Raw genomic sequence first — 22,564 nt, forward strand, 5'->3', positions numbered from 1 at the left:
GGCGACGCGGCGGTCGGCGGCGGGTCCGCCGGCGCGCCCTGCGAGTCCGGCGACGTCGTCGGCGCGCTCGTCGCCGCGGCGGCCTCGATCACGACCTCCCCGGCGGCGAACGGCGTGACCGTCGCGTTGACGTCGCTGTCGACGCTCGCCGGGTCGCAGGTCGCACGGGCGCGGTAGGTCGTGTAGGTGCCCGCGTCGCACGTGAAGCCCACGACCGCGTCACCGCCGACCACGACGTCACCCGACAGGCGCGCGGTCCCGCGCACGACCGCGACGTCACGCACCACGACCCGGTCGGCCAGCCGGGCGCCGCCCTGCACCCACGCCCGCCCCTCGATCCGGACGCCGGGCCCGACGACCGCGTCGCCGCGCACCACGGCGTCGGGACCGACCCACGCGGTCGGGTCGACCGTCGCCCGGTCGTCGACCCACCCGCCGCCGTGGGCGTGCCGGTGCCCGCCGGTGACGTCCTGGGCCGCGTCGGCCACGACGGCCGCCCCGGCGACCCGGAACTCGTAGGGGTACCGCGGCGTCGCCGCGAAGCCGACCGGCGGGGTCGGCGCGATCACCCCGGGGGTCGCGGTCACGACCAGGTAGACCTCCTCCTCGCCGGGTCGCAGCGCGAGCGTCAGCTGCGCGTCGTCCGCCTCGGTGACGGGGCTGTACCGGGGCCCGGTCGGGCCGAGCGCCACCATGCCGAAGCTCCACCCCGCGCTCTCCCCGAGACCGTCGGCGTGCCCCCGCACCCGCACGGTGATCTCGCCGGTGCCGTCGGGCGCGAGGCGCACGACCGTGTACCCGTAGGCGCCCGGCGCGAACGTCCCGAGCACGCGGTGGTGGCCCGGGTCGTCGGGGACCGCGTCGACGGGGGTCGTCCGCTGCGCGCGGAGCACGGGGTCGACCTCGGCGAGCACGTCGCCGGGCGCGCCCGCACCGGGCAGGTCGGCGACGGCGGCGCGCAGCGCGTACTGGGCGATGCGACGGTTGAGCGCCGACGCGTCCGACGACGTGAGCCGCGCGTACGCGTCGAGCACGTCCTCGGTGTCGAGAGACCTCGACCACAGGTCGCCGAGCAGCGTGGGGTGGGACCGCGAGACGAGCTGCTGCAGCAGCAGCCAGCCCGCGTCGCCGTGCCGCGGGCTGCCCCACGCGAGCTGCGGCGCGTGCACCTGGTCCGACACGTCGGCGTACCGCCCGGGCACGGCCAGCGTCGCGAGGTAGGCCGACCCGGCGGCCCGGAGCGTCGCGGCCGACTCGGGCGTGAGGCCACGACCCGGGTGCGCCGCCGCGACGAGGTGCTGCACGGTCTCGGCGACGCCGCGCGCGAGCTCCCAGGGCGTGCCCGCGGGGACGGCCGAGCCGGCCTCGGGCGTCCCCGGCGCGGTCGCGCCGTCCGCCGCGGCCCGCGGGGCGAGCACCGCGGGGTCGACCCGCAGCAGGCCGACGCCGTCGACGACCGCGCCGGACGTCACCGGTGTCGCGTCCGCGGCCACCGACAGGCCGCCGTCGACCGACGCGTCGACCCCCGGCCGCGCCGCGCCGGGACCGTGCGACCACGTGCCGTCGACGACGACGAGCACCTTGCGACCCGTCAGCGGGCCGTCCTGCGCGGCGGGTCCGAGCGCCTCGACGTCGAAGGCGAGCAGGGCCTCGAGCTGCGCGAGCGTGCGGTCGGGGTCGAAGCGCAGGTCGGGCGGTGCGGTCGTCGGGTCCTCGCCGGCGCGGTCGCCCCACGCGAGCGCGACCGCGTCGCCCTCGACCACGTGGGCGTCCGCCCACGCGTCGCGCCAGCCGGCCGGCACGACGAGCGCGCGCCGCCCGTCGTCGGCGGCGCCCAGCCCCGTGGCCAGCGCCGCCCCGAGCCCGAACGCGACGACGAGGACGACGACGAGCACGCCGCGCGTGATACGGCCCATGCCGCGTGCGTCTCCCCTCCCGGTCGTGCACGCCGAGCGTCCTGCGACCGGGTGCTGCTGCGGACGTGACGGGCGTCCGACGGGCCTGCGCCTGTCGGACGACCGTCCACCATCGTCCGGCGTCGACGACGAAGTCAACGCCCGATTCGTCCGTCTCGGGAGTATTTCACCCGCGCGAGAGTCGAACTCTCACGCGCCTCTCATGCGTGGTGACCGGGTCGTCGCCGTCAGTAGTCGCCGTCGGCCGTGACGCCCGCGAGCACCGCGGCGGTGCCCGACAGCCCCAGGCGCGTGGCGCCCGCCTCGACCATCGCGAGCGCGTCGGCCGCCGAGCGGATGCCGCCCGAGGCCTTGACGCCCAGCCGGCCGCCGACGGTCTGCGCCATGAGCCGCACGGCGTGCACGCTCGCACCGCCCGCGGGGTGGAACCCGGTCGACGTCTTGACGAAGTCCGCACCCGCGGCCTCGGCCGCGCGGCACACCGCGACGATCTCGTCGTCGGTCAGCGCGGCCGACTCGATGATGACCTTGAGCACCGTGGGCGCCGGGGCGGCGTCCCGGACCGCGCGCACGTCGGCCTCGACGTCCGCGAAGCGGCCCTCCTTGGCGGCGCCCACGTCGATCACCATGTCGACCTCGTGCGCGCCGTCACGCACCGCACGCGCGGCCTCGGCGGCCTTGACGTCGCTGTGGTGCTTCCCGGACGGGAACCCGCAGACCGTCGCCACCTGGAGGTCCGGCGCGCCGTCGATCCCCACCGGCACCTCGACGGGCAGGAACGACGGCGAGATGCACACCGAGTACACGCCCAGGCGGATGCCCTCGGCGATGAGCGCCTCGACGTCCGCGCGCGTCGCCTCGGGCTTGAGCAGGGTGTGGTCGACGAGGCGCGCGAGCGCGACGGCGTCCAGCGGCTGCCGTGCGGCGGCGGGGTCGAGGGTCGGGTCGGTGGTCATGCGCGGTGCCTCCCGGGGCGTGCGGTCCCCGGCGTGCGTGCCGGGCGGACGATGCGGTCGACGAGCGCGCGGCGCTCGTCCTCGTGCAGGAACGTGTGGCGGGCCGCGGCCACGGTGACCGCGAGGACGTCGTCGAGCGTCCAGCCGGCCTCGCGGACCAGCAGGCCGAGCTCGCGCGACAGGCTCGTGCCGGACTGCAGCCGGTTGTCGGTGTTGACCGTCACCTCGAACCCCGCGCGCAGCAGCGTCGTCAGGGGGTGCGTGGCGACCGACGCGGCAGCGCCGGTCTGCAGGTTCGACGACGGGCACACCTCGAGCGGCACCCGGCGGTCGCGCACCCAGTGCGCGAGCGTGCCCAGGCGGTACGTGCCGTCGGGCTCGACCCGCACGTCGTCCGCGATGCGCACGCCGTGCCCCAGCCGCAGCGCGCCCGCGACGTGCAGCGCCTCGGCCATCGAGTCGAGCCCGCCGTCCTCACCGGCGTGCACGGTGGCCGGGAAGCTCGCCTCCCGCACCGTGCGGAACGCCGACGCGTGCCGCGACGGCGGGAACCCGTCCTCCGGGCCCGCGATGTCGAAGCCGACGACGCCCGCGTCCCGGTTCGCCAGGGCGAGCGCCGCGATCTCGTCCGCGCGGTCGGCCTGCCGCATCGCGGACAGCACCTGCACGACCCGGATCTCGTGACCCTGCTCGCGCGCCTGCGCCTCGCCCTCGGCGAACCCCTCGCGCACCGCGTCGACGACCTGCTGGAGCGTCAGCCCGGCGCGCTGGTGCTGCTCGGGCGCGTACCGCTGCTCGGCGTGCACGACGCCGTCGGCGGCGAGGTCGAGCGCGGCCTCCCGGGCGACGCGACGCAGGCCGTCCGCCGTCTGCATGACGGCGAGCGTGTGCTCGAACGTCTCGAGGTAGCGCGGCAGCGAGCCCGACGCCGCGGCGTCGACGAACCATCGCGCGAGCGCGTCGGGGTCCGTGGTGGGCAGCGCGTGCCCGACCTCGGCGGACAGCTCGACGACCGTCGCGGGTCGCACACCGCCGTCCAGGTGGTCGTGCAGCAGCACCTTCGGCAGCGCGCGCAGCGTCGCGTCCAGGTCCTGCTCGGGGCCGTCCGGCCTGTCCAGCGATGTCACGCGTCGGGTTCCTCGTCCTCGTCGAGCGGCACCTCGGCCGCCTGGTCCACCACGTCGGCCTCGTCGGCCTCCCCCTCGAGGTCGGCGCGCGGCACGGCGGGTGCGTACTCCTCGGCGTCGCGCTCGTCCGGCGCGTCGCCCTCGTCGGCGTCGGTCAGCCGCAGCGGCTCCTCGGGGTCGACGGGGACCAGCCCCGCGTCGCTCCAGGACTGCGGTCCGGGCACGGTGCTCATGGCTCCTCCTCGTGGTCGTGGGCGGCGGACGTCCTCATCGTGGCTCGCCCGCGCGGCCACCGCGACCTCGGGGCGCCGCGGGCGCCGCACCGCACCACCCCGGGGCCGGCCGGCCCCGGGGTGGTGCCGGGGCTCAGCCCGCGGCGACCCGGTCGAGCACGAGCGACGTGCGCGCACCCGCGACGCCGTCGGGGTCGACGACCACGCCGCCCGCGAGCGCCTCGCGCGCGCGCCCGAAGCGCTCGGGGGTGTCGGTGTGCAGCGTGAGCAGCGGCTGCCCGGCCCGGACCGTGCCCCCGGGGCGCGCGTGGATCTCGACGCCCGCGCCGGCCTGCACCGGGTCCTCCTTGCGCGCGCGGCCCGCGCCCAGGCGCCACGCCGCGACGCCCACGGCGTACGCGTCGAGCGTCGTCAGGACGCCGTCGCGCTCCGCGAGGACCTGCTCGCTCTCGCGCGCGGCGGGCAGCGTCGCGTCGGGGTCGCCGCCCTGCGCGGCGATCATGCGGCGCCACACGTCCATCGCGCGGCCGTCGGCCAGCGCCGCCTCGGGGTCGGCGTCGGGGCGCCCGGCGGCGTCGAGCATCTCGCGCGCGAGCGCGACGGTCAGCTCGACCACGTCGGCGGGTCCGCCGCCCGCGAGCACCTCGACCGACTCGCGCACCTCGAGGGCGTTGCCCGCGGTGAGGCCGAGCGGCGTCGACATGTCGGTGAGCAGCGCGACCGTGCGCACGCCCGCGTCGGTGCCGAGCTCGACCATCGTCCGCGCGAGCTCGCCCGCCCGGTCCGCGTCCTTCATGAACGCGCCCGAGCCGACCTTGACGTCGAGCACGAGCGAGCCCGTGCCCTCGGCGATCTTCTTGCTCATGATCGAGCTCGCGATGAGCGGGATCGCCTCGACGGTCCCGGTGACGTCGCGCAGCGAGTACAGCTTGCGGTCGGCGGGCGCCAGGCCCGAGCCGGCGGCGCAGATGACCGCGCCGACGTCCTCGAGCTGCCGCATCATCTCGTCGTTGCTGAGCGCGGCGCGCCAGCCGGGGATCGACTCGAGCTTGTCGAGCGTGCCGCCGGTGTGGCCCAGGCCGCGGCCCGACAGCTGCGGGACGGCCACGCCGAACACCGCGACGAGCGGCGCGAGCGGCAGCGTGATCTTGTCGCCCACGCCGCCGGTCGAGTGCTTGTCGGACGTCGGGCGCGACAGCCCGGAGAAGTCCATCCGCTCGCCGCTCGCGATCATCGCCGCCGTCCACCGGGCGATCTCGGCGCGGTCCATGCCGTTGAGCAGGATCGCCATCGCGAGCGCGGACATCTGCTCGTCGGCGACGACGCCGCGCGTGTACGCGTCGATCACCCAGTCGATCTGCGGGTCGGTGAGCCGGTGGCCGTCGCGCTTGGCGACGATCACGTCGACGGCGTCGAACGCCTCGGTCATGACTTCTCCTCCTGGTCCTGGTCGGCGCCGCGCTCGACGAGGTCGACGGGCCCGAACGCGTCGGGCAGCACCTCGCTCATGGGGCGGACGCCACGCACGGTCTCGACCAGCAGGTCGGGTCCGCCGTGCTCGAACAGCAGCTGCCGGCAGCGGCCGCACGGCGCCAGCACGTTGCCGTGCTGGTCGACGCACGTGAAGGCCACGAGCCGGCCGCCGCCGGTGACGTGCAGCATCGACACGAGGCTGCACTCGGCGCACAGGCCGACCCCGTACGACGCGTTCTCGACGTTGCAGCCCACGACCACCCGGCCGTCGTCCACGAGGGCCGCGACCCCCACCGGGAACCGGGAGTAGGGGGCGTACGCCCGGGTCATCGCGTCGCGTGCCGCGGCCCGCAGGCCGTCCCAGTCGACGGCCTGCGTCGTGCTCGCCATGTCCACTCCTCGGTTCACTCCTTGACGTACGGCTGGCCGGTGGCGGCCGGGGCGCGCGAGCGCCCGACGAGCCCCGCGACGGCCAGCAGCGTCACGACGTACGGCAGCATGAGCATGAACTGGCTGGGCACGGGCGCGCCGACGATGCTGAGCGCCCCCTCGAGGTTCGACGCGAAGCCGAACAGCAGCGCCGCGAGGGCCGCACGGACCGGGTCCCACTTGCCGAAGATCACGGCGGCGAGCGCGATGAAGCCCGCGCCCGCGGTCATCTCCTTGCCGAAGCTCGAGACCGAGACGACCGTGTAGAACGCGCCGCCGATGCCGGCGATCGCGCCCGCGACCATGAGCGCGAGGTAGCGCGTGCGCTCGACCTTGATGCCGACCGTGTCCGCCGCCTTGGGGTGCTCGCCGACCGCGCGGACCCGCAGGCCCCAGCGCGTGCGGTACAGCGCGTACCAGACGCCCGGCACCACGAGGTACATGAGGTAGACGATCAGCGACTGGTTGAACAGCGACGGGCCGATCACGGGGATGTGCGACAGCCCCGGGATCGCGACGTTGGAGAACCGCGTGGTGCTGTTGAGCTCGGGGTTCGAGACGAGCACCTGCGAGTACAGGAAGCTCGTCACGCCGATGACCAGCACGTTGAGGACGACGCCGACGATCACCTGGTTGACCTTGTAGGTGATGGTGAACACGCCCAGCACGAGCGACACCAGGACGCCCGCGACGACCGCCGCGACGACGCCGGCCCACGGGCTGCCGGTGACCGAGCCCGCGACGGCCGCGCAGAACGCCCCCGCCAGCAGCTGGCCCTCGATCGCGATGTTGACGACGCCGACGCGCTCGCCGATCACGCCGCCGAGCGCGCCGAACACGATCGGCACGGCCAGCAGCACCGAGCCGCCGATCACGCGCACGAGCGGCACGTCGTTGGGGCTGCCGGCGGCCGCCCACGCGAGGAACCCGACGAGGAACAGGACCGCGAACACCGCCGACACCCAGCCCGGGACCTTGCGGCGGCCGGCGACGCGCAGGAACGCGAACGCGGCGAGCAGCGCCATGAGGACCACCGCGACCCAGCCGGTCGCGGTGCCGGGCACGTCGATGCTCGGCAGCGCGACGAGGTCGCCCGAGCTCGAGAGCCGGAACGTCGCGTCGCCCTCGCGCGCACGCAGCGCGAGCAGCAGCGCGAACAGGGCGGTCACGACCGCGAGGACCACGGGGACCTTGCGGGACACGACGGTCACGAGCCGCGGCTCGACGACCTCGTCCGGTGCGGGCACCGGCTGCGCCGTCGTCGTGCTCATCGCTGCACCTCCTGGCGGCGCGCGGCGCCGAGACGGCGGCCCTTGGCCGGCGTGCGACGGCCCGGCTGCGGGAGCCGGAAGACCGCGCGCACCAGCGGCGGCGCCGCGATGAACAGGACGATGAGGGACTGCACGACGAGCACGATCTCGATCGGGATGCCCTCGGACGCCTGCATGACCGAGCCGCCCGCCTTGAACCCGCCGAACAGCAGGCCCGCGAACAGCACCCCGACGGGGTTGGACGACCCGAGCAGCGCGACCGTGATCGCGTCGAACCCGATCCCCGCGTCGATGTCGTAGCTGAAGCCGGTGGTGATGAGGCCGAGCACCTGCGTGCTGCCCGCGAGCCCGACGAGCGCACCGCTGACGAGCATCGCGAGGACGGTCGAGCGCGAGACGTCGATGCCGGCGACGCGCGCCGCGTGGGGGTTCTCGCCCACGGCGCGCAGCGAGAAGCCGAGGCTCGAGCGCTCGAGCAGCCACCAGGCGAGGAACACCGCGGCGAGCGCGAGCAGGAAGCCCAGGTGCAGGCGGAACGACGGCCCGAGCAGGCGCGGCAGCAGCGCGGTCTCCGCCATGGGCGGCGTCTTGGGGTTCGCCGACCCGGGCGCCTGCAGCAGGCCGGGCGTGGCCAGCAGGTACGACAGCAGGTAGAACGCGACGTAGTTGAGCATGATCGTGACGATCACCTCGTGCGCGCCCGTGGTGGCCTTGAGCAGGCCCGCGAGGGCACCCCACAGCGCGCCGGCGGCGACGCCCGCGACGAGCGCGACGACCACGTGCAGCCCGACCGGCAGGTCGAACGCGAAGCCGACCCAGCCGGCCGCCGCCGCGGAGATCAGCATCTGGCCCTGGCCACCGATGTTGAACAGGCCGGAGCGGAACGCGATCGCGAGGCCGAGACCGGCGACGATCAGCGGCGTCGCGTAGGTCAGCGACTGCGTCAGGGGACGGATGCCCTGCACGAACGAGTCGGCCGTGTAGTTGTAGACGGCACCGCGGAAGAGCGCCGAGTACGCGCCGCCGACCGCCTGGCCGATGGCCGCGAGCGTGTCACCGGGCCGCGCGAAGAAGTACGACGAGGCCTCCTGCACGCCCTCGTCGGTGAACGCGATCATCACGGACCCGGCGAGCACCGCCAGGACGACGGCGCCCAGCGACACCGCCCAGCCGCCCGACACGACGCGCGCGATCGCGTCGTTCCAGCGGGTGTCCCGTGCGACGGCCGGGGGTCCGGCGTCGTCGCCGCCCGCGTCCGGTGCGACGACCCCGGGCGCGACGGACGTGGCGTCCGTGGCCGGGTGCTGCGGCTCGCTCACGCGGCCTCTCCCTCGGTCGGGGCGACGCCGGCCATCATGAGGCCGAGGACGTCGCGGGGGGTGTCGGACGGGACGATGCCGACGACGCGGCCGCGGTACATGACGAGGATCCGGTCGGCGAGCGCGACCGCCTCGTCGAGCTCGGTGGCGACCACGATCACGGGCACGCCCGCGTCCCGGGTCTCGACGACCCGCTTGTGGATGAACTCGATGGAACCGACGTCGACGCCGCGCGTCGGCTGCGCGGCGACGAGCAGGCGCAGGTCGCGCGACAGCTCGCGCGCGACGACGACCTTCTGCTGGTTGCCGCCCGACAGACGCCCGACGGGCGAGCCGATGCCCTGCGTGCGGATGTCGTACTCCTCGACCTTCTCGCGCGCGAACGCGTCGCGCGCGCGCAGCTGCAACGCGCCCGCGCGGACGAACGGGCGCCCGTTGGTGCGGTCGAGCACGAGGTTCTCGGCGACGGTGAACGAGCCGACGAGGCCGTCCTCGTTGCGGTCCTCGGGGACGTAGCCGACGCCCGCGTCGAGCACCTGGCGCACGGTGCGCCCGACGAGCTCGGTGCCGTCGAGGCGGATGCTGCCGGTCACGCGGTCCTGCAGGCCCGCGAGCGCCTCGGCCAGCTCGGTCTGCCCGTTCCCCTGGACGCCGGCGACGACGAGGATCTCGCCGCTCGGGACCTCGAACGACACGTCGTCGACGAGCACGGCGCCGCGCGCGTCGGTGACCTGGAGGTTGCGCACGCTCAGGCCACCCTCGGCGAGGCGCGGAGCGTCCTTGTGCACGACGAGCTCGACGGGGCGGCCGACCATGAGCGACGCGAGCTGGGCGTCGGTCGCGGTGGGCTCGGCCTCGCCGACGATCGCACCGCGGCGCACGACCGTGATGCGGTCCGCGACGGCACGCACCTCACGCAGCTTGTGGGTGATGAAGACGATCGCGGCGCCGCCCTCCTTGAGCTGGCGCATGATGCCCATGAGCTCGTCGGTCTCCTGAGGCGTCAGCACCGCGGTCGGCTCGTCGAACACGAGCACCTTCGCGTCGCGCGACAGGGCCTTGATGATCTCGACGCGCTGCTGCACGCCCACGGGGAGGTCCTCGACGACGGCGTCGGGGTCCACGTGGAAGCCGAAGCGGTCGGCGATCTCGCGCACGCGGGTGCGGGCCGACTCGAGGTCGAGGCGCCCGCCCGCGCGGGTCTGCTCGTGGCCGAGCATGACGTTCTCGGCGACCGTGAACACCGGGATGAGCATGAAGTGCTGGTGCACCATGCCGATGCCGGCGGTCATCGCGTCGCCCGGTCCGGCGAAGTGCTGGACCTCGTCGTCCAGCAGGATCTCGCCCTCGTCGGCCTGGTACAGGCCGTACAGCACGTTCATGAGCGTCGACTTCCCGGCGCCGTTCTCACCGAGGAGGCAGTGGATCTCGCCGGGCTCGACCGTCAGGTCGATGTGGTCGTTGGCGACCAGGGCGCCGAAGCGCTTGGTGATGCCGCGCAGCTCGAGCTTCATGGGGTCCTCGGGGTTCGGGACGGTGCGGGTGGAGGGCTCGGGCGAGGCGCTCGTGGCGCGCCGGTGAGCCGTCCGGGAGATCGTCGCACGGGGGACGCCCCGGACGAGCCGTCGCCGGCCGTCCGGGGCGTCGCGTCACGCGTGCGACGACGCGATCACTTCGCCAGGTACGAGGTGACCGTGACGTCGCCGTCGATGATCTGCTGCTTGAGGTCCTCGACCTCGGTCAGCAGGCCCGCGTCGACCTTCGACTCGAAGTTGTGCAGCGGCGCGATGCCGACGCCCTCGTTCTCGAGCGTGCCGACGTAGGTCTCGGCGTCGAACTTGCCCTCGCCCGCGGCCGTGACGGCCTCGTTCGTCGAGAGCTTCATGTTCTTGAGGATCGACGTGAGGACGAGGTCCTGCGTCGACGGGTCGGTCTCGAAGACGTCGGCGTCGGCGCCGATCAGCGCGACCTCGCGGCCCGAGTCGGCGATGGCGTCCATCGCGGACTGGTAGATCGGACCACCGACGGGGAGGATCACGTCGACGCCCTGGTCGATGATGCCGGCCGCGACCTGCTTGGCCGTGTCGTTGGCGTCGAAGCCGCCGGTGAACGAGCCCTGGTCGCCGCCCTGGTAGCCGATGACCTGCACGGACGCGCCGTTGACCTTGTTGTAGTACTCGACGCCCTGCTTGAAGCCGTCCATGAAGATCGTCACGGTCGGGTAGGGCTGGCCGCCGAACGTGCCGACCTTGTTGACGCCGTTGCCGGCCGAGTAGCCGGCCGACAGGTAGCCGGCGAGGAACGCGGCCTGGGCCGTGTCGTAGAGCAGCGGCTTGATGTTCTCGGCGTCCTTCTGGCCGTCGAAGTCGTTGTCCGCGGCGTCGTCGACCAGGATGAAGTCGATGTCGGGGTTGGCGTTGGCCTGCTCGACCGTCGCGGCCGACAGCGCGAAGCCGACGGACACGATCGTGTTGCAGCTCTCGGCCACGAGGCTCTCGAGGTTCGGCGCGAAGTCGGCCTCGGAGTCGGACTGCACCTCGGCGAAGCCGGCGCCGAGCGCCTCGGTCGCCTCCTTGGTGCCCTCGTAGCTGAGCTGGTTGAAGCTCTTGTCGTCGAACCCGCCGGCGTCGGAGACGATGCAGGCCTTGAAGTCGGACGCAGCCTTGTCGCTGCCGCCGGCCGTGGGCTCGGACGCCTCGGGAGCACTGCCACACGCCGCGAGCGCGAGGGCGACCGCCCCACCCAGTGCGGCCACTCGGATGATCTTCTTCACGACAGGTTGTCTCCTGCTTCTCGTCGTCGCGCCGCGCGGCGTGGCCGGTGCCGCCGGTGCCTCGTCGCACCGGCGCCGCCCGGATCCGGTCGGCATGATCACTGCGGACCCTAGGCACCCCCAGGTCACGCTCTTGTTACCGACCCGTATCTGCGCAGGTTCTGTGATGAAAACGCAACCTGTTCCCGCGCCTCGGACGCGCGGTCCGAGGCGCGAGACGACGCTCAGGACGAGGCCGGCGCGGCGGCGCGGCGGCCCGCCAGCTGCGCGGCGCGGGCGAGCAGCACGGCCCCCGCCTCGACGGCCCGCTCGTCCACGCGCAGGTCACCCTGGTGGATGTCGAAGGTGTGGCCGCCGGGCGTGCGCGTCCCCAGCCGCGCCATCGCGCCCGGGACCTTCGTGAGGTACCACGCGAAGTCCTCGCCGCCCAGCGACTGCTCGGTCAGGTGCACCGACTCGGGGCCCAGCACGTCGCGCGCCGCGGCCTCGAGCACCCCGGTGCTCTCCGCGCCGTTCTCCACGGGCGGGACGCCGCGCTGGTGCTTGACCTCGACCTCGACGCCCAGCGGGTGCACGACGTCGTGCACGGCCTGCTCGAAGACCGCCGACGCGCGCTCCCACGCCCGCACGTCGAGGCACCGCAGCGTGCCCATCACCGTGCCCGTCGACGGGATGGCGTTGTGCACCGTCCCCGCGCGCACCGCGCCCCACGTGAGGTTGACCCCCGAGCGCGGGTCGAGCCGGCGGCCCAGGACGGCGGGCACCTGCGTGACGACCTGACCGAGCGCGAACACCACGTCGCCCGTCAGGTGCGGCCGCGACGTGTGCCCGCCCGGCCCGGTCAGCGTCACGGTGACCTCGTCGGAGGCCGACGTGATGGGCCCGATGCGCGTGCCGACGAGGCCGACGTCGAGCTTCGGGTCGCAGTGCACCGAGAAGATCTGCGCGACCCCGTCGAGACCGCCGGCGTTGATCACGTCGATCGAGCCGCCGGGCTGCACCTCCTCGGCCGGCTGGAAGACGAGCCGGACGCGGGTGGTGAGCAGGCCCTCGTCCGCGAGCCGCGCGAGCGCGAGCCCCGCGCCGAGGACCGCGGTGGTGTGCACGTCGTGCCCGCACGCGTGCGCGACGCCGCGGTGCGTCGACGACCACGGCAGGCCGCACGTGTCCGGCACGGGCAGCCCGTCGAGGTCCGCACGCAGGGCCACGAGCCGCGCGCCCGACGCGGCGACCGTCGGGCCGACGTCGCACCACAGCCCGGACCCGGGCAGCACGTGCGGCGTCAGCCCCGCGGCCCGCAGACGCTCCGCGACGACGCGCGTCGTGCGCTCCTCGGTGCGCCCCAGCTCGGGGTGCGCGTGCAGGTCGCGCCGAAAGGCGACGAGCTCGGTGCGCAGCCCGGCGACGGCGGACGCGAGCACGCGCGCACCCGGGTCGGACGACTCCGGGGCGAGCGTGCTCAGCGGCGGCACGTCGCTCGGCGAGAGCGGCACGGACGGGTGGCCGGACGACGGGATGGGCACGTCACCGAGGGTATCGCCGCAGCCCGGACGCGCCCGGCGAGGTCCACCGCCCCGGCGTCCGACGGTCAGAGCAGGTCGTCGCGCCCGCGCTCGCGCCACGCGTCGACGGCCTGCTTGACGTCCTGCGCGTGCGCACGCGTGGTGACCAGCACGGCGTCGGGCGTGTCGACGACGACCGCGTCGGGCACGCCGACGACCGTCACGGTGCGCCCGCCGGTCGCGACGACCGCACCGTCGGAGGCGAGCCGCAGCACGTGGGCGGCCTCACCGAGCGTGGCGCCGTCCGCGCCGGTGTCGAGGAGGGTCCCGAGCGACGCGAAGTCGCCGACGTCGTCCCACCCGAACGCCCCGGGCACGACCGCCATGCCTCCCGCGGCGGCGACCGGCTCGGCGATCGCGTGGTCGATCGCGATGCGGGTGAGGCCGGGCCAGACGTCGGCGAGCCGCGCCGCACGCTCGGGCGTGTCCCACACCTCGGCGATCGCGCGCAGGCCGTCGTGCAGCGCGGGCAGCTGCGCCGCGAGGTGGTCGAGCAGCACGCCGACGCGCACGACGAACATGCCGGCGTTCCAGCTGTACTCACCGGTCGCGAGGTACTCCGCGGCGGTCTGCGCGTCGGGCTTCTCGGTGAAGCCCGCGACGTGGTGCGCGTGCGGCGCGTCGGCGAGGTCGAGCGGCGCGCCGCTGCGCACGTACCCGAAGCCGGTCGACGGCTCGGTCGCGCGGATGCCGACCGTGACGACCTTGCCCGTGCGGGCGACGGCGACGGCCTCGCGGACCGTCGCCTCGAACACCGGCAGCTCGGTGATGACGTGGTCGGCCGCGAACGACCCGAGCACGACGTCCGGTCCGTGCCGGTGCGCGAGGACCGCCGCGGCGAGCCCGATGGCCGCCATCGAGTCGCGCGGGCTCGGCTCGGCGAGGACGTCGCCGTCCGCGAGCCCGGGCAGCTGCGCGGCGACCGCCGCGGCGTGCCGCGCGCCGGTGACGACCAGCACGTGGCCCGGGCCGGTGAGCGGGACCAGGCGGTCGACCGTCGCCTGCAGCAGCGAGCGCCCGCTGCCGGTGAGGTCCAGCAGGAACTTCGGGTGCCCGGCGCGCGAGAGCGGCCACAGGCGGGTGCCGGCTCCCCCGGCGGGGACGACGGCGTGGAAGTCGCTGAGGGGTGCGTCCGGCATGGCGCAACGGTAGCGACGGCGCGCGGCGGCTCCCAGCCCCTCCGCCCCGCGCGCGCGTCCGGACCCCGTCGGGCCACGGACGCGACGGACCGACGTCCCGCACGGCACGGCGCGACCTGTGGGCTTGGTCACAAACGCCACCCCGCCGGGCCTTCCGACCCACCGAGGTGGGGCGGGCCGCGGGTACGGGTCACTACAGTGAGGGGCACGTCAGGACACCGACGTCCGCACGCTGACTCGCCACAGGAGGCCCCCCACCGTGTCCTCAGCGCCCACCGCGCCACCGCGGCCGGCCGGAACGCTCTACCGCGGGCGCGAAGGCATGTGGTCGTGGGTCGCGCACCGCATCACCGGTTTCGCGATCTTCTTCTTCCTGCTCGTGCACGTCCTCGACACCGCGCTCGTGCGCGTGTCCCCCGAGGCGTACAACGACGTCATCGGCACGTACAAGAACCCGATCATGGGTCTGGGCGAGGCCGGGCTCGTGCTCGCGATCGTGTTCCACGCGTTCAACGGCCTGCGGATCATCCTGGTCGACTTCTGGGCCAAGGGCCCCCGCTACCAGCGCGTCATGCTCTGGGTCGTGATGGGGCTGCTCGTCGTCACCATGGCCGGGTTCCTGCCGCGCCACCTCTCCAACGTCTTCGGGGGGCACTGACATGAGCGCCGTCGCCGATCCCAAGGCCCCCCGCGCCTCGCGCCCCGGTCCGTCGCGCCGCACGACCCGCGGCAACTTCGAGCTGTACGGCTGGGTCTTCATGCGCGCGTCGGGCGTCGTCCTCGTCGTGCTGATCTTCGGCCACCTGTTCGTCAACCTCATGGTGGGCGACGGCATCAGCGCGATCGACTTCGGCTTCGTCGCCGGCAAGTGGGCGTCGCCGTTCTGGCAGGTCTGGGACCTGCTGATGCTCTGGCTCGCGATGCTGCACGGCACCAACGGCGTCCGGACGATCATCAACGACTACGCCGAGCGCGACACGACGCGCATGGTGCTCAAGGTCGCGCTGTACGTCGCGACCGTGCTGGTCGTGACGCTCGGCACGCTCGTGATCTTCACGTTCGACCCGTGCCCGCCGAACAGCCCGGCCTCCCTCCTGCCGTCGTTCTGCACGGCCTGACCCACCGGACGCCCCCGACCGGACGCCCCCAGCGAAGGAAGGCATCGCAGCCGATGCAGACCCACCAGTACGACGTCGTCATCGTCGGCGCGGGCGGCGCCGGCATGCGCGCAGCCCTCGAGTCCTCGACCCGCGTGCGCACGGCCGTCATCTCCAAGCTCTACCCGACGCGCTCCCACACGGGTGCGGCGCAGGGCGGCATGTGCGCCGCCCTCGCCAACGTCGAGGAGGACAACTGGGAGTGGCACACGTTCGACACCGTCAAGGGCGGCGACTACCTCGTCGACCAGGACGCCGCCGAGGTCATGGCCAAGGAGGCCATCGACGCGGTGCTCGACCTCGAGAAGATGGGCCTGCCGTTCAACCGCACGCCCGAGGGCCGCATCGACCAGCGCCGGTTCGGCGGGCACACGCGCAACCACGGCGAGGCCGCCGTGCGGCGGTCGTGCTACGCGGCCGACCGCACCGGCCACATGATCCTGCAGACCCTGTACCAGCAGTGCGTGAAGAACGACGTCGAGTTCTTCAACGAGTTCTACGTGCTCGACCTGCTGGTCGACCACGACCTCGCGGCGGGCGACGTGCCCGCGGGCGAGGAGGTCAACGTCTCGGGCGTCGTGGCGTACGAGCTCGCGACCGGCGAGATCCACGTCTTCCAGGCCAAGGCCGTCGTGTTCGCGACCGGCGGCGCCGGCAAGATCTTCAAGACCACGTCGAACGCCCACACCCTCACGGGCGACGGCATGGCCCTGGCCTACCGCCGCGGCATCCCGCTCGAGGACATGGAGTTCTTCCAGTTCCACCCGACCGGCCTCGCGGGCCTGGGGATCCTGCTGTCGGAGGCCGCGCGCGGCGAGGGCGGCATCCTGCGCAACGCGGACGGCGAGCGCTTCATGGAGCGCTACGCGCCCACGATCAAGGACCTCGCCCCGCGCGACATCGTCGCCCGGTCGATGGCCAACGAGGTGCGCGAGGGGCGCGGCGCGGGGCCCAACAAGGACTACGTCCTGCTCGACCTCACGCACCTCGAGCCCGCGCACATCGACGCCAAGCTCCCCGACATCACGGAGTTCGCGCGCACGTACCTCGGCATCGAGCCGTACACCGAGCCCGTGCCCGTCTACCCGACCGCGCACTACGCGATGGGCGGCATCCCGACCAACATCGAGGGCGAGGTCCTGCGCAACGCGGACGACGTCATCAAGGGCCTCTACGCCGCCGGCGAGGTCGCGTGCGTGTCGGTGCACGGGTCGAACCGCCTCGGCACCAACTCGCTGCTCGACATCAACGTCTTCGGCAAGCGCGCCGGCCGCTCGGCCGCCGCGTACGCGGCGACCGCGTCGTTCGTCGAGCTGCCCGAGTCGCCCGCGACGACCGTCGAGGCCGAGCTCGAGACGATCCGCACGCGCCCCGACGGCGAGCGCGTGGCCGACATCCGGCGCGCGCTGCAGGAGACGATGGACGCCAACGCGCAGGTGTTCCGCACCGCGGAGTCCCTCACGCAGGCGCTCGAGGACCTCAAGGCGCTGCGCAAGCGGTACGAGGCCGTGTCGGTGCAGGACAAGACCCGCACGTTCAACACCGACCTGCTCGAGGCCGTCGAGCTGGGCTTCCTGCTCGACATCGCCGAGACCGTCGTCGTCGGCGCGCTCAACCGCGAGGAGTCCCGCGGCGGTCACTTCCGCGAGGACTTCCCGCAGCGCGACGACGCGAGGTTCATGCAGCACACCATGGCGTACCGCCGCCCGCTCGCCACGGGTGCCGTCACCGTGGGCGACGACGACGGGGCGTTCTCCCGGGCCGAGGAGTTCGACGGGTACCAGCTCGTCCTCGGCGCCAAGCCCGTCACCGTCACCCGCTACCAGCCGATGGAGCGCAAGTACTGATGACCGCCACCCTGGACGCCCCCGCACCCGAGGCCGGCGCCGTGCCGTCCTTCCAGGTCACGCTGAAGATCCGCCGGTTCCTGCCGTCGGACGACGCGATCCCCACGTTCGGCGAGGCCTTCGAGGCCGAGCCGCGCTGGGACGAGTTCACGGTCGACGTGCACGGCACGGACCGCGTGCTCGACGCGCTGCACAAGATCAAGTGGGAGCAGGACGGCTCGCTGACGTTCCGCCGGTCGTGCGCGCACGGCATCTGCGGCTCGGACGCGATGCGGATCAACGGCCGCAACCGGCTCGCCTGCAAGACGCTGCTCAAGGACCTCGACCCGTCCAAGCCGATCGTGGTCGAGCCCATCAAGGGCCTGCCCGTGGTCAAGGACCTCGTGGTCGACATGGAGCCGTTCTTCGCGTCCTACCGCGAGATCATGCCGTTCCTCATCACCACGGGGACGGAGCCCACCAAGGAGCGCCTGCAGTCCCCGAAGCAGCGCGAGCGGTTCGACGACACGACCAAGTGCATCCTGTGCGCCGCGTGCACGTCGTCCTGCCCGGTGTTCTGGACCGACGGGCAGTACTTCGGGCCCGCCGCGATCGTCAACGCGCACCGGTTCATCTTCGACAGCCGCGACGAGGGCGGCACGCAGCGCCTCGAGATCCTCAACGACAAGGAGGGCGTGTGGCGCTGCCGCACGACCTTCAACTGCACCGAGGCGTGCCCGCGCGGCATCGAGGTCACCAAGGCGATCCAGGAGGTCAAGCGCGCGATGATCACGCGCGCCTTCTGACGCCCGCCCGGACGCCGCGACGGCCCCGTCGGACCCCCGGTCCGGCGGGGCCGTCGCACGCCCGGACGCCTCGGCTCAGCGCCCGCGGGAGCCCGCCCCGTGGTGGTCGGCCCCGCGGTCGTCGGCACCACGGTCGCCGGACGGCTCCGCCTGCGGCGGGTCGGCCGTCCAGGCCGCGGCGAGCAGCACGATCCGCGCGATGAGGTTGATCCACAGCAGCAGCACGACGATCACCGCGAACGACGCGAGCACGGGGTTGCGGTCGACCGATCCCGCGACGACCGACGTGCCCAGCACGCGGACCACGCCCAGCCCGACGCCCGCGATCACGGCGCCACCCAGGAGGTCCCGCCGGGGCGGGTGCTGCCCGGCCAGCACGCGGACGACCATGACGAAGACGCCCGCGTCCACGACGAACGCCACGAGCACACCGAGCACGCGCACCACGAGGCCCGTGCCGTCGGACCACCCGAGCGTGCCCATGAGCCAGTCCGCGGCCGTCGTCACGGCGAGCCCGAGGAGCGCCGACACGAGCACGGCCGCGCCGATCGCGACGAAGCCGCCGAGCTCGCGCAGCTTGCCCGCGACCGCGGTGACGGCGTCGTCCGCCGCGAACATCGCGCGCACCGCCGTGCGCAGCGCCGCGACCGCCGAGATCGCGCTCACGAGCAGCACGACGAACGCGACGACGCCCGCGACGCTCAGCCCCGTGCTCATCTGCAGGTCCGACGGGTCGAGCATGCCCTGCCCGTCGCCCGTGTCGATGAGCCCGGGCAGCGAGGACGCGGCGGTGTCGAGCACCCGCTGCCGCAGGGCCTCGTCGCCGCCGAGCACCGCCATGAACACGGTCCAGCCGATCGTCAGGCCGGCGAACACCGAGAAGAGCGTCGCGTACGCGATCCCGCCGGTGAGCAGGCCGCCCCCGGCCGCGCCGAAGCGCGCGTTGGCCCGTGCCGCGCGGGTCCGCTGCCACCACGCCAGCAGCGCCTGGACGCGCTCGACCAGACCCGCGAACCCGGCGCTGCGGCGCGGCCCCTCGGGGTCGGGGGCCAGCTCGGCGGCGTGCCGGTGCGCCTCGCCCGCGCCGGCGGGCGGGCGGGCGACGGACGGCTCGGACCGGGTGCGGCGCTCCATGCGCCGAATCTAGGTGGGCCTCCGCGCCGCGGCATCCGCTGCGGACGGCGCGGGCCGTGCCGCGCGACACGTCGGCCGCGGCGTGCCCGGCGCGGGGCGGCGCGCCGTCGTCTCAGACGGTGCGGGCGGGCGTCGACGCCGCGCGGTCGGCGCCGGCCGAGCCGTCGCCGCCGAGCGCGAACTGCCGGACGGGACGCCACGCCGCCCCGTCGTGCACGAACCGGTGCAGGTGCGTGACGTCGAACGCGGCCTCGTAGCCGGCCATGTCGCGCTGCGCGCCGTCGAGGGCGGCGTCGTCCAGGTCGTGCGCGACCGTGACGTGGGGGTGGAACGGGAACGCCGACGGCACGTCCAGCGGTCCCGCGCGCAGGGCCCGCTCGAGCGCGGCGCAGTCGTCGCCGCCGCGCTCGAGCGCGACGAACACCACGGGCGACACGGGCCGGAACGTCTGCGTACCGCGCAGCACCACCCGGAACGGCGCGTGCGAGCCCGCGACGCGCGCGAGGTGCGCGTCGAGCGCGTCGAGCGCGTCGAGCGCGACGGGCGTGGGCCCGACGAGCGTCACGTGCGGCACGATGTTGTGCGCCTCGGGGTCGCCGAAGCGCACCCGGGCGTCGTGCAGCTGCGTGCGGAACGGCTCGGGGATCGCGAGCGCGACCCCCACCACCGTCTCGTCGGCACCCGCCCGGGGCAGCCTCATGCGCGCGTCCGGCGACGCGGGAGCAGGCCCGAGCGGTCGTAGATCCGCTCGAGCGTCGGCGTCGCGAGCTCGCGTGCCCGGTCCGCCCCGTCCGCGAGGACGTCGTCCAGCGCCGACGGGTCCGACAGGTAGTGCCGGACGCGCTCCTGGAACGGCGTGAGGAAGTCCACCACGACGTCCGCGAGGTCCTTCTTGAGGTCGCCGTACCCCTTGCCCGCGTAGTCCTGCTCGAGCGACGGGACCGTGCGCCCCGTGAGGGCCGAGAAGATCGTCAGCAGGTTCGACACGCCCGGCTTGGCCGCCACGTCGTAGCGGATCTCCCGCTCGGCGTCCGTCACCGCGGAGCGGATGCGCTTGGCGACGACCTTCGGGTCGTCGAGCAGCTCGATGAGCCCGTTGGGGCTCTCGGCGGACTTGCTCATCTTCGACGTCGGGTCCTGCAGGTCGTAGATCTTGGCCGTGGCCGAGACGATGTGCGGCTCGGGGACCACGACCGTGCCACGGCCGAAGCGCGAGTTGAGACGCTGCGCGAGGTCGCGCGTGAGCTCGAGGTGCTGCCGCTGGTCCTCCCCCACCGGCACGAGCCGCGTGTCGTAGAGCAGGATGTCCGCCGCCATGAGCACGGGGTACGTGAAGAGCCCGACCGTCGTGCCCTCGGTGCCCTGCTTGGCGGACTTGTCCTTGAACTGCGTCATGCGACCGGCCTCGCCGAACCCCGTGTGGCAGGACAGGACCCACGCGAGCTCGGCGTGCTCCGGCACGTGCGACTGCACGAACAGGATCGAGCGCTGCGGGTCGACACCCGCCGCGAGGTACTGCGCGGCCGTGCGGCGCGTGCGCTCGCGCAGCACCTTCGGGTCGGGCGCGACGGTCAGGGCGTGCAGGTCGACGACGCAGTAGATCGCGTCGTGCGTCTCCTGCAGCGCGACCCACTGCGTGAGCGCCCCGAGGTAGTTGCCGAGCTGCAACGAGTCCGACGTGGGCTGCATGCCGGAGAAGATCCGGGCGCCGGACGTGGACGTCGCGGCGGGCTGCGCCGTGGGCAGCACCTGGGTCATGCGTGGGCCTCCTGGAGGGGTGACCGGCGCGCGGGCCGGTCGGGGGCGGGTCGGGCGTGCGCGGGGCGGGCGTGCGGGCGGCGCGTCACGGGTCAGGTGGCCTCGTCGTCGAACGGGGCCGGGGTGCCCGGGGCGAGCGTCGCGACAGACGCCGCGGCGACGGGCCCCGCGGGCCCGGGCGGCCGCGCGGAGCGGGGGCCCGGGTCGTCGAGCAGGGCGTCGCGCACGATGCGGCGGGGGTCGTAGCGGCGCGGGTCCAGCGCCTCCCAGTCGACGTCCGTGCCACCCAGCTCGTCGTCGACGCGGCGGCGCGCGTCCCGCGCCGCGTCCCGCGCCTGGCGCACCCAGCCCGCGAGCTGCTCGGCGTACCCCGGGAGCCGCTCGGGTCCGACGACCAGCGCGACGACGAGCAGCAGGATGATCAGCTCGCCTCCGTTGATCCCGAACACGCGACCAGGCTACCGCGCGGCGCGCCCCGTCCCCGGCGGTCCGTCCGGTCGGTGGGAGGCCGCGCGTCAGGGCCGCGGTGACGGCGCTACAGCTCAGTCCGAGGGCGCCTCGTCGAGGCGCACGCGCACGTCGCGCTCGCTCTCACCGGTCCGCACCCGCAGCACCACCGTGTCTCCCGGCCGGTGGGCCCGGATGGCGACGATGAGCTCCTCGGACGCGGTCACGGGCCGGCCGTCGATCGCGAGGATGACGTCGCCGCGCCGGATCCCGGCGGCGTCGGCCGGGCCGTCGGGCGTGACCGCCGACTGACCGTCCGGGTCCTGCTCGAAGACCCGCACGCCCTCGCCGGAGTACTCGTTGTCGAGCAGCACGCCGATCACGGGGTACGTCGCGCGGCCCGTCTCGATGAGCTGCTCGGCCGTGCGGCGCGCCTGGTTCGAGGGGATCGCGAAGCCGAGCCCGATGCTGCCGGCGCTCGTGAGACGCCCCGGGAGCTGCGCGATCGCGGAGTTGATGCCGACGACCTCGCCCGCGGCGTTGACGAGCGGCCCGCCGGAGTTCCCGGGGTTGATCGCGGCGTCGGTCTGGATCGCGTTGATGAAGGCCGCGTCGCTCGAGTCCCCCGCGACGACGGGTCGGTTCCGCGCGCTCACGATCCCCGTCGTCACGGTCCCGACGAGCCCGAGCGGCGCGCCGACCGCGACCACCGGGTCGCCGACGACGACCGCGTCGGAGTCGCCGAGCACGAGCGGCGTGAGCCCCGAGGCCTCGACCTTGACGACCGCGAGGTCGTACTCGCCGGTCGCCCCCACCACCGTGCCGGGCAGCTCGGAGCCGTCGCCGAACACGACCACGAGCGAACCGGAGTCCGCGCCCGCGACCACGTGGTTGTTGGTCAGCACGTAGCCGTCCTCGCGCAGCACGAAGCCCGAGCCCGAGCCCTCGCCGTCGGGCGTGCGGACCTCGATCGACACGACGCTGGGCAGCACGCCCGCGGCGATGCCCGCGACCGAGTCGGGCGCGCGGTCCACCGGCGCCCCGGTCCCCCCGGGGACCGCGACCGTGGGCAGCGCCGCGTCGGCCGGTCGCGCGTCGTCCGGCAGCAGGCGCGCGCCGAGCACGCCACCCCCGACGCCCGCGACGAGGGCGAGCACGACCAGCGGCGCGACCCACGCGACCGACAGCGTCCGCCGCCGCCGGCGGCGGACGACCTGCGGCGCGGCGGCGCCGCCGCC

At 74.3% G+C, this 22,564-nt stretch carries 21 protein-coding genes; 4 read left to right on the forward strand and 17 right to left on the reverse strand.

The window, feature by feature from the left end:
* From CS2_RS13225 to CS2_RS13280, 12 genes are all read right to left on the reverse strand, one after another.
* A partial coding sequence (locus CS2_RS13225) for a DUF6055 domain-containing protein (RefSeq protein WP_070320349.1) occupies positions 1-1,916 on the reverse strand: 1,916 nt, incomplete at its 3' end.
* A 227-nt stretch (positions 1,917-2,143) separates the two neighbouring features.
* The gene (deoC, locus tag CS2_RS13230; protein ID WP_046530339.1) at positions 2,144-2,872 is read right to left on the reverse strand and encodes a deoxyribose-phosphate aldolase; all 729 of its coding nucleotides are present in this window, start codon (positions 2,870-2,872) and stop codon (positions 2,144-2,146) included.
* Complete coding sequence (locus CS2_RS13235; RefSeq protein ID WP_070320350.1) at positions 2,869-3,999, reverse strand: adenosine deaminase; 1,131 nt, start codon at positions 3,997-3,999, stop codon at positions 2,869-2,871. The genes deoC and CS2_RS13235 overlap by 4 nt, the downstream gene beginning before the upstream one ends.
* Positions 3,996-4,232: a hypothetical protein gene (locus CS2_RS13240; RefSeq protein ID WP_070320351.1), complete on the reverse strand. Its 237-nt coding sequence runs from the start codon at positions 4,230-4,232 to the stop codon at positions 3,996-3,998. Before CS2_RS13240 ends, CS2_RS13235 begins: the two co-directional genes overlap by 4 nt.
* A 133-nt stretch (positions 4,233-4,365) precedes the next feature.
* A complete protein-coding gene (locus CS2_RS13245) occupies positions 4,366-5,661 on the reverse strand; it encodes a thymidine phosphorylase (protein ID WP_070320352.1) in 1,296 nt (431 codons plus the stop codon).
* Positions 5,658-6,095, reverse strand: coding sequence for a cytidine deaminase (locus tag CS2_RS13250; RefSeq protein WP_070320353.1), 438 nt, complete (start codon positions 6,093-6,095; stop codon positions 5,658-5,660). The genes CS2_RS13245 and CS2_RS13250 overlap by 4 nt, the downstream gene beginning before the upstream one ends.
* A gap of 14 nt (positions 6,096-6,109) precedes the next feature.
* Positions 6,110-7,405, reverse strand: a complete 1,296-nt coding sequence (locus CS2_RS13255; RefSeq protein WP_046530334.1) for an ABC transporter permease — start codon at positions 7,403-7,405, stop codon at positions 6,110-6,112.
* Complete coding sequence (locus CS2_RS13260; protein ID WP_082740219.1) at positions 7,402-8,724, reverse strand: ABC transporter permease; 1,323 nt, start codon at positions 8,722-8,724, stop codon at positions 7,402-7,404. Before CS2_RS13260 ends, CS2_RS13255 begins: the two co-directional genes overlap by 4 nt.
* Positions 8,721-10,238, reverse strand: a complete 1,518-nt coding sequence (locus tag CS2_RS13265) for an ABC transporter ATP-binding protein (protein WP_070320354.1) — start codon at positions 10,236-10,238, stop codon at positions 8,721-8,723. The genes CS2_RS13260 and CS2_RS13265 overlap by 4 nt, the downstream gene beginning before the upstream one ends.
* A gap of 155 nt (positions 10,239-10,393) precedes the next feature.
* Positions 10,394-11,497 carry a BMP family lipoprotein gene (locus CS2_RS13270; protein WP_046530332.1) on the reverse strand — a complete coding sequence of 368 codons (1,104 nt, stop codon included), beginning with the start codon at positions 11,495-11,497 and terminating at the stop codon, positions 10,394-10,396.
* A gap of 224 nt (positions 11,498-11,721) precedes the next feature.
* Positions 11,722-13,020: an amidohydrolase gene (locus tag CS2_RS13275; RefSeq protein WP_082740220.1), complete on the reverse strand. Its 1,299-nt coding sequence runs from the start codon at positions 13,018-13,020 to the stop codon at positions 11,722-11,724.
* 65 nt (positions 13,021-13,085) lie between these two features.
* Entirely contained in the window at positions 13,086-14,198 is a 1,113-nt protein-coding gene (locus tag CS2_RS13280; protein WP_070320355.1) for a mannose-1-phosphate guanylyltransferase, read from the reverse strand.
* A 259-nt stretch (positions 14,199-14,457) separates the two neighbouring features.
* Between CS2_RS13280 and sdhC the strand changes: the two genes are divergently transcribed.
* From sdhC to CS2_RS13300, 4 genes are read left to right on the forward strand one after another with little or no spacing between them, the layout of a single operon-like run.
* Complete coding sequence (gene sdhC / locus CS2_RS13285) at positions 14,458-14,856, forward strand: succinate dehydrogenase, cytochrome b556 subunit (protein WP_082131651.1); 399 nt, start codon at positions 14,458-14,460, stop codon at positions 14,854-14,856.
* 1 nt (position 14,857) lies between these two features.
* The gene (locus CS2_RS13290; protein ID WP_046530329.1) at positions 14,858-15,316 is read left to right on the forward strand and encodes a succinate dehydrogenase hydrophobic membrane anchor subunit; all 459 of its coding nucleotides are present in this window, start codon (positions 14,858-14,860) and stop codon (positions 15,314-15,316) included.
* Positions 15,317-15,369: 53 nt separating this feature from the next.
* Positions 15,370-17,202 carry a succinate dehydrogenase flavoprotein subunit gene (gene sdhA / locus CS2_RS13295; RefSeq protein WP_046530328.1) on the forward strand — a complete coding sequence of 611 codons (1,833 nt, stop codon included), beginning with the start codon at positions 15,370-15,372 and terminating at the stop codon, positions 17,200-17,202.
* Complete coding sequence (locus CS2_RS13300; protein WP_046530327.1) at positions 17,202-17,987, forward strand: succinate dehydrogenase iron-sulfur subunit; 786 nt, start codon at positions 17,202-17,204, stop codon at positions 17,985-17,987. Before sdhA ends, CS2_RS13300 begins: the two co-directional genes overlap by 1 nt.
* Positions 17,988-18,062: 75 nt before the next feature.
* Here the strand turns inward: CS2_RS13300 and CS2_RS13305 are convergent, their stop codons facing one another.
* The 5 genes from CS2_RS13305 to CS2_RS13325 form a co-directional block, all read right to left on the reverse strand.
* Entirely contained in the window at positions 18,063-19,121 is a 1,059-nt protein-coding gene (locus tag CS2_RS13305) for a YihY/virulence factor BrkB family protein (protein WP_082740221.1), read from the reverse strand.
* Between the two features lie 112 nt (positions 19,122-19,233).
* Positions 19,234-19,821 carry a 2'-5' RNA ligase family protein gene (locus tag CS2_RS13310; protein WP_046530326.1) on the reverse strand — a complete coding sequence of 196 codons (588 nt, stop codon included), beginning with the start codon at positions 19,819-19,821 and terminating at the stop codon, positions 19,234-19,236.
* Entirely contained in the window at positions 19,818-20,879 is a 1,062-nt protein-coding gene (gene trpS / locus CS2_RS13315; protein ID WP_070320356.1) for a tryptophan--tRNA ligase, read from the reverse strand. The genes CS2_RS13310 and trpS overlap by 4 nt, the downstream gene beginning before the upstream one ends.
* A 92-nt stretch (positions 20,880-20,971) precedes the next feature.
* Complete coding sequence (locus tag CS2_RS13320; protein ID WP_046530324.1) at positions 20,972-21,328, reverse strand: twin-arginine translocase TatA/TatE family subunit; 357 nt, start codon at positions 21,326-21,328, stop codon at positions 20,972-20,974.
* Positions 21,329-21,421: 93 nt separating this feature from the next.
* A partial coding sequence (locus CS2_RS13325) for a S1C family serine protease (RefSeq protein WP_070320357.1) occupies positions 21,422-22,564 on the reverse strand: 1,143 nt, incomplete at its 5' end.

The sequence above is a fragment of the Cellulomonas iranensis NBRC 101100 = JCM 18110 genome, assembly GCF_001552375.1.
In the GTDB taxonomy this organism is placed as follows: Bacteria; Actinomycetota; Actinomycetes; order Actinomycetales; family Cellulomonadaceae; genus Cellulomonas; species Cellulomonas iranensis.